We start from the raw sequence: 17,134 nt of genomic DNA on the forward strand, positions 1-17,134 counted from the left end.
AAGCTTTATTTAATCAATTCAACTAGCTCTAACTAAAAAAATGTTTCGTTATGCTAATGAGATTACGGGATGGATTATTACGAAGAAGGTCAAGATTGCCTATGTCACCACACAGGAAGCAAGCGACGTCTTCCCTCTCATATCTGCCTTAAAAGAGCTGATCCGCCAGCATGGAGAGGTAGCGGAGGTGGCCGTCAGATCCGGGGAAGACTTAAAAGACGTCGATCAATGGGAAGAGTTCGAGCATTTTGCCAGAAGCTGCCATATAGCCATCTTCAATCTGCACGGGGGGAAGAAGAGCCTTTCCTCCTTTGACGAATTGGTCCAGAGCTTGCAAGATAGCAGTGTCTCCATCTATGCGCAGTCTGCTTCAAATGAGCCTGAGATTGAGCTAATGAAGCTGTCAACAGTAGACGATGCCATCTACAGGAAAGTATCTCAGTATCTTGATTATGGTGGACGGAAGAACTTCTATAGCCTCATCCTCTACCTGGCCAACTATTTCATAGGATCGAATTATGAATTCTCCGAGCCCGCAAGGCCCATCTGGGAAGGCATCTATCATCCGGATTTCGACCACGTACCAACGCTGAAGGAGTATCTGCAGAGCAAGTGCGTTGCCGGCAGGCCGACTGTGGGCCTGTGGTTTTACCAGAGCCTCTGGCAGGCGGGAAACACACTCTTCATCGACAGGCTGATTGAGGAGATCGAGAGGCAAGGCGCAAATGTCATTCCCGTCTTCCTTCATGCCGCAAAGGACGTCGAGCGGGGGACGAAGGGAGCAGAGTGGGTGGTGGAAAACCTCTTCATGAAGGACGGCCGGCCTATAATAGACGTCTTGATCAGCACCCTCATGTTCTCGCTCTCCATCAAACCCTGGGAAGGATCGGACACCGGCGAGGGGCAGGAGGTCGCCAGATCTGAGGAGTGGTTCATAAAAAGGCTGAATGTGCCTGTGCTTAAGGCCATTGTGACCTACAACACTCTTGCTGACTGGAATGAGTCGCTTCAGGGCTGCAGCCCCATGGACATCTCCATGGGAATCGCCATGCCGGAGTTCGACGGAATGCTGATCACCGTCCCTGTAGCGGCCAGGGAGAGAACGGACATAGATCCACTGACCGGGGCGAGGGTCATCCGGTTCGAGCCGCTTCCCGAGCGCACGAACAAGATCGTACGCCTGAGCCTTAACTGGGCAAAGCTCCGGCATATTCCCAATTCCCAAAAGAAGGTGGCAATCATCTTCCACAACTACCCTCCCCGGGACGACCGCATAGGCACCGCATTCGGCCTGGACTCGCCCGTATCGGTCTTGAACATCATGAAGGCCATGGATGATGCGGGATATACGATCGAGAGAATGCCCGAGAATGGCCAGGCCCTGATCGAGGATGTGAAGAGCAGGCTTACCCTCGACCGGCGCTGGAGAAGCCCGGAAGAGCTGGCTAAGAGGGCAATAGACTCCGTTACTGAGGGTGATTACAAAGACTGGTTCGAGCAGCTTCCCGTGGCCGTACAGGAGAAGATGACCTCCGCCTGGGGAGAGGCGCCGGGAAAGCTTTTTGTTCATAAGAAAAACCTGATAATTCCAGGAGTCATCAACGGCAATATCTTCATCGGCCTTCAGCCCCCGCGCGGCTTTCTGGAGGACCCGGCCGCCATCTACCACAGCCCCGATCATCCCATTCCCCACCACTATTATGCCTACTATCGCTGGATTCGAGATGTCTTCCGGGCCGATCTCGTGATGCACATCGGAAAGCATGGGTCCTTGGAATGGCTTCCGGGAAAGTCGGTTGGGCTTTCGGATTCATGTTTCCCGGATATCGCAATATCAGATCTGCCCAACATCTATCCCTACATCATCAACAATCCCGGCGAGGGGACTCAAGCCAAGAGGAGGAGCTACTGCTGCATCATCGACCATCTGGTTCCTGTCATGCATAATGCCGATGCTTATGATGAAATGGCGGAGCTGGAGGTGATGCTCGCCGATTACTACCAGGCCGCCTCCGAGGATCCATCCAAGCTGCCCACACAGAAGAAGATGATCTGGGATAAGGTCTGCGAGGCAAAGCTGGACCACGACCTGGAGATTGAAGAGGAAGAAGCGTTCTCGGATTTCGATAAATTCCTGGAGAAGCTGCACGAATATCTGCACGAGATGGCGGACACTCAGATCAGGGACGGCCTCCATATCCTTGGCGAGCCGCCCGAGGGCTCGCGCCTGGACGAGTTCCTGGTTGCGCTCACCAGGCTTGCCAACGGTCAGGTACCCTCTCTCCGGCAGTCTCTGGCAGAGGCCATGGGCTATGATTATGATTATCTTCTGGACAATAGGGGGAAGATCGTTTCCGGGTCGAAGACCTGCGGGCAGGTGATTGATGATCTGAACTCTCTCGCCCTGCGGCTGGTGTCCGGTCTCCATGAGCAGGGGTTTGCCGTTGGGACGATTCCAGAACTGGTGGAAGAGATCCTGGGAAAGAGAAATCCCAAGATTGAAAAGGTGCTGGATTACATAGCCACGACGCTCGCGCCCAACATAGATGCGACAGTGGACGAGCTTTCAGCCATCCTTTGCGCCTCAGATGGAGGATTCGTCTCGCCCGGACCCTCCGGGGCTCCCACCCGGGGAATGGCGGACATATTGCCCACGGGACGAAATTTCTACTCCGTCGATCCCCAGGCCATACCATCTCAGGCGGCCTGGAAGGTGGGCGTCGCCCAGGCAGACGCCCTGCTTGAGCGCTATCTGGAGGACGAGGGCTGCTATCCGGAATCCCTGGGAATGGTCATCTGGGGCAGTCCCACCATGCGAACCAAGGGAGACGACATTGCCGAGGTCCTCTGCCTCATGGGGGTTCGGCCGGTCTGGGAGGAGAGGAGCGGCAGAGTAACAGGGATAGAGCTCATTCCCATGGAGGAGCTGCAGCGTCCTCGGATAGACGTTATGCTGCGCATCAGCGGTTTTTTCAGGGATGCATTTCCAAATATCGTGCATCTTGTTGATAGAGCAGTAGAGCTGGTGGCAGAGCAGAAGGAGCCGCCGGAGCAGAACTTCCTGGCAAAGCATGTATCTGCAGACATTTCTGAGAAGACGGCCGCTGGAATCGATGGAGAACAGGCCAAGACACTGGCCTGCTACCGCATATTCGGCTGCCGCCCCGGAGCCTACGGCGCCGGAGTCTCAGATGCCATCGACTCCAAGAACTGGAAGGATGAGAAAGACCTGGCCGAGATCTACGTAAAGTGGGGCGGTTATGCTTACGGTCGCAAAAACTTCGGAGCGACCGTTCCCGACGAGTTCCGAAGGCGCCTCAGCCGTCTCGACCTGACGGTCAAGAACGAGGACACCCGGGAGTATGACATGCTGGACGGCGATGATTTCTACTCCTATCACGGCGGGATGATCGCAGCCGTCAAGGCCCTGAAAGGCGAGCTTCCCCGTTCGTACTGCGGAGACAGCTCAGATCCTGACAGGGTGAAGACCAGGAGCACTGTCGAGGAGACCAAGCATATCTTCCGGGCCCGTATCCTCAACCCCAAATGGATCGAGAGCATGAAGCGTCATGGTTACAAGGGCGCTGGCGACATATCCAGGATGGTGGACATCGCCTTCGGCTGGGATGCCACTGCCGAGGTCCTGGAGGACTGGATGTACGAGGAGCTGGCGAACAAGTACGCTCTGGATAAGGATATGCAGGAGTGGCTGAAAAAAGTGAACCCCCACGCACTGCAGAACATCGCCGAGAGGCTGCTCGAGGCAGTGGAGAGGGGGATGTGGCAGGCAACTGAGGAGATGAAGGAGGAGCTTCGGGACGTCTATCTGGATATCGAGGGGTGGATCGAGGACGATCAACCACAAACCGATGCAAGTTCGGGAAGCTAAGGATTAAAACTGGTAAAATGCCCGAGGAAAGCCCCGGCCTTCTGGCTTTATCCGTAACAAGTGACTGCAACCTCCGCTGCAGCTACTGCTATGCCCATGGTGGCGAGTCGAGAGCCTCGATGGGCTGGGTCACTGCCAGGCGGGCCATCGACGTGATGGCGGAATGCTTCGATGGCTTTAAGATCCAGTTCACAGGCGGCGAGCCCCTTCTTAACCTTGGCCTGATCGAAAGGGCAGTGGACTACCTTGATGAGATGGGCCTGCAGGTTCCCTGCCAGGTTCAGACCAACGCCACCCTCATCACTTCCGATGTTGCCGGAAGGCTGAATGATCTTAAAATCGGAATAGGCGTGAGCCTGGATGGCCCTCCATCAGTGAACGATCGTATCCGACCCTTTTCCAGCGGACGTGGCGGCTCCGCCAAATCTGCACTGAATGGAATTATGGCCCTTAGAGAGGCAGGAATTCGGGTCGGCGCGACCTGTGTTCTCACCAGGGCCAATGCTGGGGCGCTTGCGGGGCTCGTGGAGCTGTGCAGCTACCTTGGCAACATTGAGGGAATCGCAATCGACTTCCTAAGGCAAGCGGGCCGGGGCGATAACTCAATGCAGCCAGATGCAGTCGTCGCTTCCAGAGGCATTGAGGCAGCCATAGAGCGTGCAGAAGGCCTGGCCCAAATGGGCGGAAGCCTGGTGCGATTCAGGGAACTGGAGAGAATGCGCAATACTGTAGAAGAAGGAAGAGAGAGGCTTCATCATTGCTACTTTGATGCCTGTCGGTCTGTTGTTGTAATGCCCGGCGGCGAGGCCTTTGCCTGTCCTTCCATGCTCCGTCCGGAGCTTCGGCTGGGTAATATTGAGGAGCCGGATTTCGCAAAGAGGCTGATAGGGCGAATGGTTCGGGCACGAAGATCTGTGCAGGACCCTCAGGAATGCCGGACCTGCCGGGATCGCTGGCTTTGCGGCGGGCCTTGCCTGGCACATTGTGTTCCTGAATCGAACTTGAGGGTGGAATGCGCCGTCAAGAGGGCCTTCATGAGGCACCTCAGATCATCCTCGCTGATCCCTCCCTCCACCATCAGCCTGCTAAAGACCCAGAGCAGTAGTGAGTAGCTGCAGTCATACTTCTCGTCAGTCTCATTTCGCTTCTCGGTCAGAAAGTTATGAATCCGCCACAGGCCTGCCGGCTCTCTGATTCCAGAGGCCATCCTGGGCACTCTCTCCGCGATGACCGTGCACTCACGCTCGTAGGCGGCCCGGTAGGCCCGGGCGCACAATCTCCTTATCGAGGCACCACTGGCGAAGGGCCCTCTTCATCTCTCCTTATTTTTCCAGCAATCTCTCAAGCGCGGTCTTTTCCAGCTTAAGCGAGGCCAACCTACACTCGACCTCAGCGATCTCCTTCTTGATCTTTCGGAGTTCGGTCCTGTTCTTGGCCTTGTTCAGGTACTCTTTCCCTAGCTCTTCGGCGATGTACTCCTCGAGCTGGCGTCTCAAGACCTTGATGTAAGGATTTCCATAGATGCTTCCCTCGCGGAACTCAAGCTTTCCTGCGTTGATTCCCTTGATTATGAACTCCCGGTCCACGCCATACTCCTTCTTTGCCGTCACATCGCTGAGGCTCGCGCCCTTTCGGTTCCATTCACCGTATTCCGCCATTTTACCCTCTGCTCTTTATTGCGATCTGTGCCTCAGCCTCGTTCGCCTCGGCGATTCCGGCGATCAGGACATCGAAGGAGTTTATGCATGCACAGATATTTGGATCTGCCGCCAGTGGCCGTTCTTCAGCAGCCGCATCCCGTTCAGCGTAACCAGCAGCGATGCGCCCAAATCATTAATAATTCGGCGTAAACCCTGCTGTCAACGATTACTATCAACCTGATTATCATGTACAGAAGCAGTTGTGGTTTCGAGTCGGTTAGGTTTTCGAAATTTCCCGAAACGCTTAAATACAATCTAATTTGTATTAAATCCAATTTTGTTTACTATGGAAGAATGGCATGATAGATAACAAATTCTGGGTTTTGATCTGCTTGGGCATCGTTCTGGAGGCCTATGTCTCTATCAAAGACTGAGGTGATGGGCGAATACCAGAGCTATATGGGCAAGAGGGCGCTCTTCTTCCTGATACTGCTGCTGGGGACCGCATTGCTGGCGAGCATGGCCGTCACCCTCGGTTCTGCAAGTCTCAGCATTAAGGAGGTCTATGTTGCCATCATGGCCAGGTTTCTTCCCGACTACTTTGAATCAACGTCATATGCAAACACCATCGTCTGGGGCCTCCGCCTCGATCGGATCCTCATGGGCATACTGTCAGGCATGGGATTGGCGATCGCAGGCGCAGCCATGCAGGGCATCTTGAAGAATCCACTGGCCAGCGAATTCACCCTGGGCGTATCTTCAGCAGCCGGCTTCGGTGCAGCCCTGGCCATAGTGCTCGGTGCCGGATTTGTGGGAGGAGAGTACCTGGTAATCGGCAATGCGTTCATCTTCACATTGATCGCATCCTTCACCGTCTACGGCCTTGCCAAGTACAAAGGCATAACTCCAGAAACTCTGATCCTGGCAGGAATCGCCATCATGTACCTGTTCAGTGCCATGACATCGTTTCTGCAGTATGTTGGACATGCAGAACAGGTGCAGGAGGTCGTTTTTTGGATGATGGGCTCCCTGGGCAAATCCTCCTGGGAAAAGGCCGGAATAATTTCAGCAATTCTGGCAGTCTGTCTACCTTATCTGATCATCAAGTCATGGGACATCAATGCCATGGGGGCAGGTGACGAGACTGCCAAGAGCCTGGGAGTGAACGTCGAGAGGACACGCGTTATCAGCATGGTGCTGGTCTCGCTCATAACTGCCAGCATAATCTGCTTTACTGGAACCATCGGCTTTGTGGGATTGGTGGCTCCTCATATCACCAGGATGGTAATTGGAGGAGATCACCGGTTTCTTCTGCCGGGCTCGGCCCTGGTGGGCGCTCTGCTTCTCCTCGGTGCTGACACCCTTGCCAGGACGATCCTCGCGCCGGTAATACTTCCTGTGGGCATAATGACATCGTTTTTGGGTGTCCCGTTCTTCGTTTATCTCTTCATGAAAAGGAGGAAGGTGTTTTGGTAAATATCACTATAAAGAGCCTGACATTCGGCTACAATGGCTCCATGATCCTGGACAACCTCAATCTGGTGGTCGAGGATTCGGAAGTGCTGGGGCTGGTCGGCCCAAACGGCTCGGGCAAGACCACTCTGATCAAATGCATGGATAAAATACTCAAGCCCAAAGGAAGCATATTAATCGATGGCAGAGATATCGATACTGTAAGCAGAACTGAGCTTGCCAAACGCCTGGGGTATGTTCCTCAGTCCAGCTCGACTCCTCTGGCCACTACCGTTTTTGATACAGTTCTCATGGGCAGGAGGCCGCATATAAGCTGGCGCGTATCAGACTCCGATCTCGATAAGGTAGCAGATATCCTGGGGCTTTTGCATTTGGAATATTTGGCCATGAGGGACTTCTCCCAGCTATCCGGGGGTCAGAAGCAGAAGGTTCTGATTGCCAGGGCTCTGGCCCAGGAGCCGGAGGTGCTGCTACTGGATGAGCCCACCTCAAGTCTGGACATGAAACACCAGCTCGAGGTCATGGAGACGATATCGTCCCTGGTCAAAGAGAAGAAGATCTCTGCGGTCATGGCACTTCATGATCTGAATCTGGCCTCCATGTTCGTGGACAAGCTGGCGATCCTGAAAGGCGGAAAGATCTACGCAGCAGGAGAACCTATTGATCTTTTAAATGCCAAGAATATCCGGGATGTGTACGGAGTCGAGGCCGTGGTGATGAATAACCTCGACAGGCCGTACATCGTTCCTTTGCGATCACTTAACGAAGGCGTAGCATAAGGTGAAGAAATGCATCATATCAAAAGAAGGACCATTCCTTTTACATCCATTGTGGGCCAGGAGGACATGAAGTTTGCATTAATCCTGAATGCGATCAATCCGCGCATAGGCGGCGTGCTGATAAGAGGTGATAAAGGAACCGCTAAATCAACCGCTGTGCGAGCCCTAGCTGACCTCCTTGAGGATATTGTTGTGGTAGAGGACTGCCCTTTCAACTGCAATCCCAGAAATGTGGAGGAGATGTGCGACCTTTGCTTTGACAGGAGTCAGAGAGGCCAGATTAAAGAAGCTTCACGCAAGACCCCGGTGATCGACCTTCCCCTGGGTGCAACAGAGGATCGGGTTGTGGGATCGTTGAATGTAGAAAGGGCAATCAAAGAGGGAATCCGGGCCCTGGAGCCGGGAATTCTGGCTGCTGCCAACAGGGGTATACTGTACATCGACGAGGTGAATCTCCTGGATGATCACGTGGCAGACGTGCTGCTGGACTCCGCTGCCATGGGGGTGAACATCGTGGAACGCGAGGGCGTGTCCGTTGCCCATCCGTCTAAGTTTATCCTTGTGGGCACCATGAATCCCGAGGAGGGAGAGCTGAGACCGCAGCTGCTGGACAGATTCGGGCTGCAGGTAAATGTTGTCGGCATCGAGGATGTAGATCAGAGAATGCTGATTGCCAAGACGGCGGAACGGTTTGATGCCGACCCTGAGGGCTTCTCAAAAGAGCAGCAGGCTCTTCAGGATGGTCTTAAGGGGAAGATCTCTGCTGCCAGGGAGATCCTTGGCAGGGTGACTATGAGCGATGATCTTCTGAGAATCATAGCCTCTACCTGCATCGACCTGGGGGTCAAGACCCACAGGGCAGAGATAGTGATCTCCAGAACGGCCAAGACCATAGCTGCTTTTGAAGGAAGGACGGAGGCGAACCAGGAGGATGTGAAGAAGGCCATGGAGCTGGCGCTGGCTCACAGGATGAGGAGCAGGCCCTTTGAGCCGCCGACCCTTAACAAAGATAAGCTGGAAAAGTCCATGGAAAAGCAGCAGCAAGACCAGCAGCAACAAAAGCAACAGCAACAAGAGCAACAGCCGCAAGAGCAGCAACCAAAGCAGCCTCCCCAGCAGAAAAAACAGGAGCAACAGCCCGAGAGTTCCGATCAACAGGAGGACTCTGATCAGGCTCAGGCTGCATCACCGCAAGAGCAGATCTTCGAGATCGGAGCGCCAATAGATGTGCGGCAGATCAATATGCCTCGAAAGAGGGACAAGATTTTTCGCAGAAAAACCAGTGGCAGGAGGATAAACACCCTTGCACTGCAAAACTCCGGAAGGTACCTGAGACAGAGGATGCCTAAAGAGGGAAAAGATATCGCCATCGATGCCACCATTCGTGCTGCAGCTCCATATCAAAAGGCCAGATCAGGACCCAATGCCATTAAAGTGAAGAGCGAGGACATTCGAGAGAAGGAGCGGGCGCGAAAGACGTCGGCCATGCTGCTCTTTGTGGTAGATGGCAGTGGCTCAATGGGTGCCATGCAGAGGATGGAGAGCGCCAAGGGAGCAGTCCTCTCCTTGCTCATGGAATCCTACCAGAAAAGGGACAAGATTGGGATGGTGGCCTTTAGGGGAACGGAGGCAGAGCTGATACTTCCTCCCTCTTCCAGCGTGGATCTGGCCTTAAGCAGGCTAAAGGAGCTACCCACGGGCGGCAAGACGCCGCTTTCTGCAGGTCTGTCCCGCGGATTGCAGCTGTTGCAGGGCGAGATGAGGAAAGATGCAGAGACAAAGCTCATGATGGTCCTCGTATCCGATGGCAGGGCCAATGTGGGAATGGGCGGAAAGATCAAAGACGAGCTGATGGAAATCTCGGAAAGGACAAAGCAGCTCGGAGTCCACACCATTGTCATAGATACCGAGGTGGTGGATTCGTCATTCATGGAGATGAGGCTCGGCTACTGCCGGGAGATCGCAGAGATGACCGGCGGAAAATATTATCCGATATCGGGCTTGAGCTCCGAGGCGCTCTACAGCATTGTGGATGAAGAGCAGAAGCTGCTCCTCGAGGCCAACACTTGATCTTTTGGGCGTTGTGATTGGGATGATAGAAATATCGAATCTAATTAAAGAGTACTCCGGAAAAAGGGTAGTTGATATCCAAAGCCTTCAGGTTGATCCCGGAGAGCTCTTCGGATTTCTGGGGCCGAATGGTGCCGGAAAGACTACTACAATCCGAATTCTCACCACGCTTACAAAGCCCACCTCCGGGAGAGCGCTCATCAACGGCTCTGATGTGGTCAGGGACCTATCCAAGGTAAAGCTGGAGTTCGGCATAGTTCAGCAGCACCTGAGCCTGAACAAAGACCTGACAATCGCTGAGAACTTGGAGCTTCATGCAAGGCTTCATCATCTGCCCAAAGCACAGAGAACGAAAAGGATATCTGAACTGCTCGATTATGTGGAGCTGTCCGAGCACGCAGACTATCTCATAGATGATGTCTCAGGCGGCATGAAGAGGAGAGCCATGATCGCCAGGGCTCTTATCCACAGGCCGAAGCTGCTAGTTCTGGATGAGCCGACGGTGGGATTGGATGCTCAAACCCGTCGAAAGGTCTGGGATCTCATTCGGAAAATGAACTCAGATGGTACAACGGTCTTCTTAACCACCCACTATATCGAGGAGGCTGAGGCCTTATGCGAAAGAGTGGGCATCCTTCATAAAGGAAAGATGATTGCCATTGGGTCTCCTTTGGGTCTCCGCCAGAAGCTGGGAATGGTAGCAGTCGAGATGCAGACTAATGGAAACGGCACGCAGTATAGATATTTTCCCGATAGGTCGCTCGCTGCCCAGTTCGTTCAGGGACTGCCAGGAACCAATAAGCTGGCCATGCGAGAGTCGAACCTGGAGGATGTCTTTGTTGAACTGACCGGTCAGAAGGTCATGGAGAGTTAATATGGATGCTTATAACATACTTTGGGCGGACCTTGTGACCCTGAAGCGCCACTGGTCCAGATACCTCATCACCACTTTGATGAGCCCACTGCTTTATCTGGTGGCATTTGGCTGGGGACTGGGGCGAAGCATAAATCTCAATGGAACAAGCTATCTCGAGTTCGTGATACCGGGAATCATCGCTCTCACCGCCATGACCACCAGCTTCAACGGCGCAAGCACGAGGCTCAACGTCGATCGTCTCTACTACAAGAGCTTTGATGAATGTCTCATGGCCCCAATCGGACTGCCCTCCATGCTCATGGGAAAGGCGATGATCGGGGTGGTGAGGGGCTTAATGAGTTCCTTCGTATTTATCGCTGTAGCCTTTCTCATCGCACCTACCATTCATATCGGTTCGCCTTTTCTGGTTGGTCTTCTTCTGACCTGCCTTACATTTGCCTTTCTGGGAGTTCTGGCGGCTCTGCTGGCGAGGTCTCATGAGGACATGGCTACCTTCGCAAGCTTGATCTTGATGCCCATGACCTTTCTGGGCGGAACCTTCTTCTCTCTATCCCAGGTCCCATCCGGGCTGAAGTATGCTCTCTATGCTCTGCCGCTAACCCATTCCAGCCTGTTTCTGCGAGCCGCAGCCCTAGACCAGCCCCTGCCCTGGACCTCTTTGTTAATACTTCTGGTCTTCTTTGCAGCGTTTCTGGCGGGAGGGATGGTGGTCTTGAGGAGGATCAGCATTTAAAATCCATGCTATGCCGGTGAGGATATCAGGAATGATGCTGGCCGCTCTTATCGCCGCCAGCGTGATCAGCTTTGCCGGCGCCAGGGCTTTTCGGAGCCCTGCTGCTATTGGGAGAGGACCGGGTGGCCAGGACCATCATGGCTCCAGCCAATTTTCCGGTGGATACGATGACCGCCTTCATGGGAGCGCCATTATTTCTGTATCTGTTTTAAAAATTAGAGGGGGGTGTTTTGGAATAGATCACCCTTCCTATTTTACTGGCGCATCGGGATAGACCTGGTATATGTCCTCGATATCCATATTTAAGTACTTCTGCAGCAGCTCTCCATGAACAGCTCTCGGATCGATATCCTGGAATAGATCGGGATGCAGCCACTTGGCATAATAGAGCATAGCAGCCATCTCGGACAGGCCGCTGGCCATCTTAATGTCGGTGATATAGACCCGTCCCGTCTTGACTGCATCGATGCTCTCAAACCCAGGCAGGGAGATGATCTCCATTCGCTTGGCCTCCATCTCTTCGATGGTAGGAGTTGTGCCATCGTACTGCTCAGAGGTCATGGAGTAGACTATCACCTCTGGATCTTCCTCGATAACCCATTCCATATCGACATGAGGCACTTTAGTTTGCAGGTCAGCTGCTATATTTTTGCCCCCTGCCTCTGCTATCCTGACATGTCCCGTCGAATCCCGGTTGCCCGTCCAATCAAAGTGGCCCATGGACATGAAATAGACCGAAGGCCGATCTTCATCGGGCATCGTCCCCGTTCGATCCAGGACGGAATCATAGTATCCGGAGATGTCATTGGCCATATCTCGGGCATCTTCCTCTTCTCCTAGGATCCTGCCCAGGTCCTCGATCATCGGAATCAAGGCGTTGATGTGCAAAAGGCGGTATCTGAGCACAGGAATTCCATAGTCTGTCAGCTTTTGCTCGTCCTCCTCAGGGAAGAGGCCTCCTGTCTTGGCAATCACCAGATCGGGGTTCAGCTCGATTATCCTCTCCAGGTCTGCATTTCGACTGGACTTCCCGATGCTCTCTTTTTCCAGCAGTGCAGGGGGCATATCGCAGTCGTCGGTAACGGCAATTATCCGATCTGATTCTCCCAGAGCATAGATCACCTCTGCCGCTCCTGGGGATAGGCATATGATGCTGCTTGGATTGAAGGGCACAGTCACATTTCTGCCCTCTTCGTCGGTGATGGCGATCATCTCATCCGCTGCCAATGCAGGTACAAGCATAACAGCGATTATGATCAATAAAGCGATTGCTCTCATTCGGTAACCCCATTCATATATTTCTGATTGATCTCATCTGATTAAATTATTTTTTCTTTTTTCAAGCATAATTGAATTCGATATCGGCTTAAATAGTATTTGGTCGAGTTCACTGTAAAGAATAATTGATTGCAGTCAAATTTGCTTAATCAAGTAAATTATAGTTTCATTAAATTTTCTTTAATTAGTGATTTTTCGCAAAAAAGACCACAAACTATTTCAATGAAGCTGAGCTATTTAGAGCGTGAGGAGTTTTGTATGCTGGACAAGTTTATGTCTGAACATCTATTTGGCAAGAGCATTGAAGTCTACTTCGGGGGAGATGAGAAGGAGAGGATGCGTGGCAAACTGGTGGGCAGCGCTGATGGAGTCATTGTCTTGGAGAATAATGATAGAAGGGATTACGTAAATGTGGAAAAGGTGGTTGCAGCCTGGGAAGTATGATCCGCAAAACCTTTCACTGGATTTCTGGTTGCACACCGACATTCAGATCAGAGCCTGATGAAAAAAGCGCAAAGAACTGCCTTCTGCAATAGAAGCTAGAAGGGCCGTATTTTATTCTTCACTTTCGGTGGTCTTCTTAACACTCATGCTTTTTCGCCTTTGAGAAGGACTTCGACATCTGCCCACTCTGAGTCAAACTGCTGGACCTTGGATCTTCAAGAGATATAAATACGGCGAAGAGCGCCAATATATTAAAACTCTCCCACCTCTATCAATCTCATGTAATACATTGATATACTTGTAATACGAATATTATCCTGGTGATTCAAATCTCCACATCCGCCTCAGTTCGGCTTCCCGATGACATCGCCCGCGGCCTTGAAGACCTTGCCAGTGCGCTCGATCGTCCCAAGACTTACATCATCCGAAAGGCGATCGAGGCTTATCTGGAAGAGTATGCAGATTACTTCATCGCTCTGGAACGAATGAATGACAAGGACGACAGGATCGTCTCTGCTGGAGAGATGAGGGAGCTTCTTGGCCTGCAAGATTGAATATAAATCTTCGGTCTCGCGAGACCTGAGGCATCTGGATAAAAATATAGCTAAGCGAATTCTCAAGGATACGGAAGGGACGCTAGCGTCTGACCCTGCTGCGGGAATCCCCCTTACAGGACAGTTCAAGGGCCTCTTAAAGCTGTGCATTGATGATTATCGTGTCATTTACTCAAAAACCGGAGATGGTGTACTTATTTTAAGAATTGGGCCTCGAAACAAGGTCTACGATAGATGATACCCTCGCATCTTCAGTATCGGCCATAAGAGAAGCTAAGTGGCGGGCACGGGGCAATGTGAATGGGCTCTTATCTCGACATGCAGAGATGCCGAAAGCTGGCATCTCCGTAGCAGTATTGTCCCATCCTATCTCCTCGACCACTGGAATCCATTGAAGTGCCTTACCCTTCCAGACAATACTCCTGAGTTGACGAAGAATGTAACGGACCTTCTTCTTTTTCAACTTCATATTCTGGACTATGTGCCCTGGCTTAGATGAGCTGCAAATTAATTTCGGGACTCCACATATTTTAGGTAAGCCGAAATGTTTATCTGCCATGCACTTATTTTAGGCTTGCCTAAAGTCAGGGAGAACAGGGATACACAATGCAAATGCCAATTACTAGCCTGAGAGCGGGGGCAGTGGCCCAGGTTACGGCACTGCTGGGCCAGGGCGGCTCTTTTCAGAGAAAGCTTCGGACCATGGGGATCAGGGAGGGCAAAAGGCTGAGGGTGGTGGCGATCCATCCCTTTGCCGGACCTCTGGTTCTGGATATAGATGGCAGACAGATAACGTTGGGCAGGAGCATCGCCCAGAGAGTGATGGTGAGGGTGGAGGATTGAAGCGAATAGTTCTGATGGGCAATCCGAACATCGGAAAGAGCGTGGTCTTCTCCCGTCTGACCGGGGCAGAGGTGATCACATCCAACTATCCGGGCACCACAGTGGACTTCTCCCGTGGCAAGGCTCGCATTCAAGGGGAGCCGGTGGAGCTGATAGATGCCCCTGGAACCTATTCTCTGCAGCCCACCAGTCCGGTGGAGGAAGTGGCTGTAGAGGTATTGCGCTGGGCGGATCTGATCGTCAATGTGGTTGATTCCACCAACCTGGAGAGGAACCTCTTCCTCACCCTGGAGCTGCTGGAGAGCAAGAAGCCGATGATCGTCGTCCTGAACATGTGGGATGAGGCGAAGAGATCGGGAGTACAGATCGATCTGGATGGGCTGGAGGCCCGCTTGCAGGTGCCGGTTGTTGCCACCACTGCCCTCACTGGAGAGGGGATCGCGGAGCTGGTACGACGGCTGGACCAGGCCAGGTACCCTGCGGATGATGAAGCACTGAGCGAGGAGGAGATGTGGACCCAGATTGGCCGCATAACCAGAGAGGTGCAGAAGGTCACCCACCGCCATCCTGGAATCGGAAGCAAGATCAGCGAGGCCACCATCAAGCCGGCGACGGGAATGCCCATCGCTCTGTTGATATTGATCGCCACCTTCGGCACGGTGAGGTTCATCGGCGAGGGCTTGATCTCCCACCTCTTCGAGCCGCTCTTTGAGCTCTACCGCCCCCTAGCCATGTCCATCAGCTCTGGGCTTGGCCCGGGGATGCTGCATGATTTTATCATCGGCAAGCTGTTGGATGGCGAGATCGATTATGTCCAGTCCATGGGGATTCTGACCACGGGCATCTATGTTCCTTTGGCCATGGTCCTCCCCTATATCGTGGGGTTCTATCTGGTCTTATCCATCCTGGAGGATTCGGGGTATTTGCCCAGGCTGGCGACCTTATCCGATAACCTCTTCCATCGATTGGGCATGCACGGCCATGCCATCATACCCCTCTTCCTTGGGCTGGGCTGCAATGTGCCGGGAGCACTGGCCATCAGGACCCTGGAGACCAGAAAGCAGCGTTTCATCTCTGCCACCCTCCTGGGCCTGGCTGTGCCCTGCACTGCCAAATCGGCCATGATCTTCGGAGTGTTGGGCTCCTATGGCCAGAGATACGTATTCCTGGTCTTTGCAACCCTGGCACTTGTTTATATCGCAGCAGGGCTGATATTGAACCGGATGGTGAAAGGAGAGAGCCCGGAGATCTTTCTGGAGATACCGCCCTACCGAAGGCCTGAACTGGGTATGATCCTGAAGAAGACCTGGATGCGCATTCGCTGGTTTCTCTCTGAGGCCATACCATTCCTCTTTCTGGGGGTGCTGCTGGTCAATGTGCTCTACACAGTGGGCTTCATAGAGTGGATCGGGGCCATATTCGCTCCTTTCATGGAGGGGTGGCTGAATATTCCCGGCGAGGCTGTAGCTGCTCTTCTGGTTGGTTTTTTCAGGAAGGACCTGGCGGTGGGAATGCTCTTGCCCCTGGGATTGAGCGCCCAGCAGATGGTGGTGGCAACGTTAGTGCTCTCCCTTTATTTCCCCTGCGTGGCCACCTTTGCTGTGCTGATCCGGGAGCTGGGGATGAGGGATACGGCAAAATCCACTGCCATTATGCTGGCCACCGCTCTATTGGCCGGGGGAGCGATGCGCTGGACTCTCTCGGGGTTGGGGGTGCAATGAGAAAGAAGACTGTAGAGGAGTACATCGAGGTCATCTTTGCCCTGGAAAGGGAGGAAGGGAGGGCGACGACCGGCAGGATCGCATCGGAGATGAATGTGAAGCCCTCCTCGGCCACGGAGATGCTCCAGAAGCTGCAAAAGGAAGGATTCCTGCAGTATGAGAGCTATGCTGGAGCTACACTGACCGAATCGGGCCGGAGGCTGGCTTTGGAGCTGAATGGTAAGCATGAGGCCATTGCCGATTTCCTGGCGATCATCGGCGTTGACCGAGCGGTAGCAGAGCGGGATGCCTGCCAGATCGAGCACCATGTGGGCCGGGAGACCATGGAGCGGCTGGAGAGGTTTGTGGAGTTTGCGGGCCACTTCCCCGATCGGCCAGGGTGGATGGAGTGCTTCCAGAAGTACTGCGAGACCGGGAGGGTGGAGGACTGCGATCAATGCCCCTGTGGCAAATCAGGGAATGAGAGCCCGCCTGCATCTGGATCACCAGAAAGGCGGATATGATATGAATGGCTCTAATCAGTGCCGGTATGGGGAATGGCCCTCTCGGCCTGCCGAGGTGCTGGCTGTCTGAATCTCCGTCGCTGTATTTGTTCGATCCCATCTCCTCGACCATCTGACCGGCCAGAAGATCCCAATCAACAGCTTCATCCAGACCGGGCGGATCTCTTGCCAGTGTGCTATAATACTGGATAAAGCACTCTTCAAGGATGCTTTTCAATGTATTCTCCTCCAGCTGGCCGCTGTTTTTGAGGTAGCTGGCCAGTAGCAGGCTCAAGGAGAAGAGGTGCCTTCCTATGTGCGATTGCAGCCTCTGGGGCTGGATATCCTGAT

At 53.3% G+C, this 17,134-nt stretch carries 16 protein-coding genes and 1 pseudogene; 14 read left to right on the forward strand and 3 right to left on the reverse strand.

The genetic code is table 11. The features are described 5' to 3' along the window. Nucleotides 1–40: 40 nt before the first annotated feature. Together cobN and MCON_RS15045 are read left to right on the forward strand one after the other, a co-directional pair. Nucleotides 41–3,889, forward strand: coding sequence for a cobaltochelatase subunit CobN (cobN, locus tag MCON_RS02880; RefSeq protein WP_013718545.1), 3,849 nt, complete (start codon nt 41–43; stop codon nt 3,887–3,889). Between the two features lie 17 nt (nt 3,890–3,906). Continuing rightward, entirely contained in the window at nt 3,907–5,001 is a 1,095-nt protein-coding gene (locus MCON_RS15045) for a radical SAM/SPASM domain-containing protein (protein ID WP_013718546.1), read from the forward strand. Here the strand turns inward: MCON_RS15045 and MCON_RS17045 are convergent. Beyond that, nucleotides 4,968–5,165: pseudogene (locus MCON_RS17045) on the reverse strand (hypothetical protein); the annotation flags it as partial. The gene MCON_RS15045 and the pseudogene MCON_RS17045 sit on opposite strands and share 34 nt — an antisense overlap. Before the next feature lie 46 nt (nt 5,166–5,211). Next, nucleotides 5,212–5,547, reverse strand: coding sequence for a hypothetical protein (locus tag MCON_RS02890; RefSeq protein WP_013718547.1), 336 nt, complete (start codon nt 5,545–5,547; stop codon nt 5,212–5,214). A 396-nt stretch (nt 5,548–5,943) separates the two neighbouring features. Here MCON_RS02890 and MCON_RS02895 point away from each other — a divergent pair, with 396 nt between their 5' ends. The 6 genes from MCON_RS02895 (at nt 5,944) to MCON_RS16600 (ending at nt 11,673) form a co-directional block, all read left to right on the forward strand. Continuing rightward, nucleotides 5,944–7,005 (forward strand): FecCD family ABC transporter permease, encoded by a 1,062-nt coding sequence (locus MCON_RS02895; protein ID WP_013718548.1) that lies wholly within the window; start codon nt 5,944–5,946, stop codon nt 7,003–7,005. Beyond that, entirely contained in the window at nt 6,999–7,781 is a 783-nt protein-coding gene (locus MCON_RS02900; protein ID WP_013718549.1) for an ABC transporter ATP-binding protein, read from the forward strand. The genes MCON_RS02895 and MCON_RS02900 overlap by 7 nt, the downstream gene beginning before the upstream one ends. 9 nt (nt 7,782–7,790) lie before the next feature. Further along, nucleotides 7,791–9,851 (forward strand): putative cobaltochelatase, encoded by a 2,061-nt coding sequence (locus MCON_RS02905; protein ID WP_013718550.1) that lies wholly within the window; start codon nt 7,791–7,793, stop codon nt 9,849–9,851. Between the two features lie 22 nt (nt 9,852–9,873). Then, nucleotides 9,874–10,725: an ABC transporter ATP-binding protein gene (locus MCON_RS02910; RefSeq protein ID WP_048132839.1), complete on the forward strand. Its 852-nt coding sequence runs from the start codon at nt 9,874–9,876 to the stop codon at nt 10,723–10,725. A gap of 1 nt (nt 10,726) precedes the next feature. After that, on the forward strand, nt 10,727–11,461 hold the full coding sequence (locus MCON_RS02915; protein ID WP_013718552.1) for an ABC transporter permease: 735 nt from the start codon (nt 10,727–10,729) through the stop codon (nt 11,459–11,461). Between the two features lie 122 nt (nt 11,462–11,583). Continuing rightward, on the forward strand, nt 11,584–11,673 hold the full coding sequence (locus MCON_RS16600) for a hypothetical protein (RefSeq protein ID WP_232844367.1): 90 nt from the start codon (nt 11,584–11,586) through the stop codon (nt 11,671–11,673). Between the two features lie 37 nt (nt 11,674–11,710). Here MCON_RS16600 and MCON_RS02920 read toward each other — a convergent pair whose 3' ends face one another. Then, nucleotides 11,711–12,739, reverse strand: a complete 1,029-nt coding sequence (locus tag MCON_RS02920) for an ABC transporter substrate-binding protein (protein WP_013718554.1) — start codon at nt 12,737–12,739, stop codon at nt 11,711–11,713. A gap of 258 nt (nt 12,740–12,997) precedes the next feature. Between MCON_RS02920 and MCON_RS02925 the strand changes: the two genes are divergently transcribed. From MCON_RS02925 to MCON_RS17050, 6 genes are all read left to right on the forward strand, one after another. Beyond that, a complete protein-coding gene (locus MCON_RS02925; RefSeq protein ID WP_013718555.1) occupies nt 12,998–13,183 on the forward strand; it encodes an MM0924 family protein in 186 nt (61 codons plus the stop codon). 320 nt (nt 13,184–13,503) lie between these two features. Continuing rightward, nucleotides 13,504–13,737: a type II toxin-antitoxin system RelB family antitoxin gene (relB, locus tag MCON_RS02930; RefSeq protein WP_013718556.1), complete on the forward strand. Its 234-nt coding sequence runs from the start codon at nt 13,504–13,506 to the stop codon at nt 13,735–13,737. After that, nucleotides 13,721–13,975, forward strand: coding sequence for a type II toxin-antitoxin system RelE family toxin (locus MCON_RS15505; protein WP_013718557.1), 255 nt, complete (start codon nt 13,721–13,723; stop codon nt 13,973–13,975). The genes relB and MCON_RS15505 overlap by 17 nt, the downstream gene beginning before the upstream one ends. Before the next feature lie 368 nt (nt 13,976–14,343). After that, entirely contained in the window at nt 14,344–14,580 is a 237-nt protein-coding gene (locus MCON_RS02940; protein WP_013718558.1) for a FeoA family protein, read from the forward strand. Beyond that, a complete protein-coding gene (locus MCON_RS02945) occupies nt 14,577–16,301 on the forward strand; it encodes a ferrous iron transporter B (protein ID WP_048131750.1) in 1,725 nt (574 codons plus the stop codon). The genes MCON_RS02940 and MCON_RS02945 overlap by 4 nt, the downstream gene beginning before the upstream one ends. After that, complete coding sequence (locus MCON_RS17050) at nt 16,298–16,804, forward strand: metal-dependent transcriptional regulator (RefSeq protein ID WP_083804650.1); 507 nt, start codon at nt 16,298–16,300, stop codon at nt 16,802–16,804. Before MCON_RS02945 ends, MCON_RS17050 begins: the two co-directional genes overlap by 4 nt. Nucleotides 16,805–17,134: the final 330 nt, after the last annotated feature.

This window comes from Methanothrix soehngenii GP6, assembly GCF_000204415.1.
In the GTDB taxonomy this organism is placed as follows: domain Archaea; phylum Halobacteriota; class Methanosarcinia; order Methanotrichales; family Methanotrichaceae; genus Methanothrix; species Methanothrix soehngenii.

Excerpts from the sequence above, each read along its gene's own strand:
- cobN (WP_013718545.1), top strand. The coding sequence starts at position 41 with ATGTTTCGTTATGCTAATGAGATTACGGGATGGATTATTACGAAGAAG.
- MCON_RS15045 (WP_013718546.1), top strand. The coding sequence starts at position 3,907 with ATGCCCGAGGAAAGCCCCGGCCTTCTGGCTTTATCCGTAACAAGTGAC.
- MCON_RS02890 (WP_013718547.1), bottom strand. The coding sequence starts at position 5,547 with ATGGCGGAATACGGTGAATGGAACCGAAAGGGCGCGAGCCTCAGCGAT.
- MCON_RS02895 (WP_013718548.1), top strand. The coding sequence starts at position 5,944 with ATGTCTCTATCAAAGACTGAGGTGATGGGCGAATACCAGAGCTATATG.
- MCON_RS02905 (WP_013718550.1), top strand. The coding sequence starts at position 7,791 with ATGCATCATATCAAAAGAAGGACCATTCCTTTTACATCCATTGTGGGC.
- MCON_RS02910 (WP_048132839.1), top strand. The coding sequence starts at position 9,874 with ATGATAGAAATATCGAATCTAATTAAAGAGTACTCCGGAAAAAGGGTA.
- MCON_RS02915 (WP_013718552.1), top strand. The coding sequence starts at position 10,727 with ATGGATGCTTATAACATACTTTGGGCGGACCTTGTGACCCTGAAGCGC.
- MCON_RS02920 (WP_013718554.1), bottom strand. The coding sequence starts at position 12,739 with ATGAGAGCAATCGCTTTATTGATCATAATCGCTGTTATGCTTGTACCT.
- MCON_RS02925 (WP_013718555.1), top strand. The coding sequence starts at position 12,998 with ATGCTGGACAAGTTTATGTCTGAACATCTATTTGGCAAGAGCATTGAA.
- MCON_RS02940 (WP_013718558.1), top strand. The coding sequence starts at position 14,344 with ATGCAAATGCCAATTACTAGCCTGAGAGCGGGGGCAGTGGCCCAGGTT.
- MCON_RS17050 (WP_083804650.1), top strand. The coding sequence starts at position 16,298 with ATGAGAAAGAAGACTGTAGAGGAGTACATCGAGGTCATCTTTGCCCTG.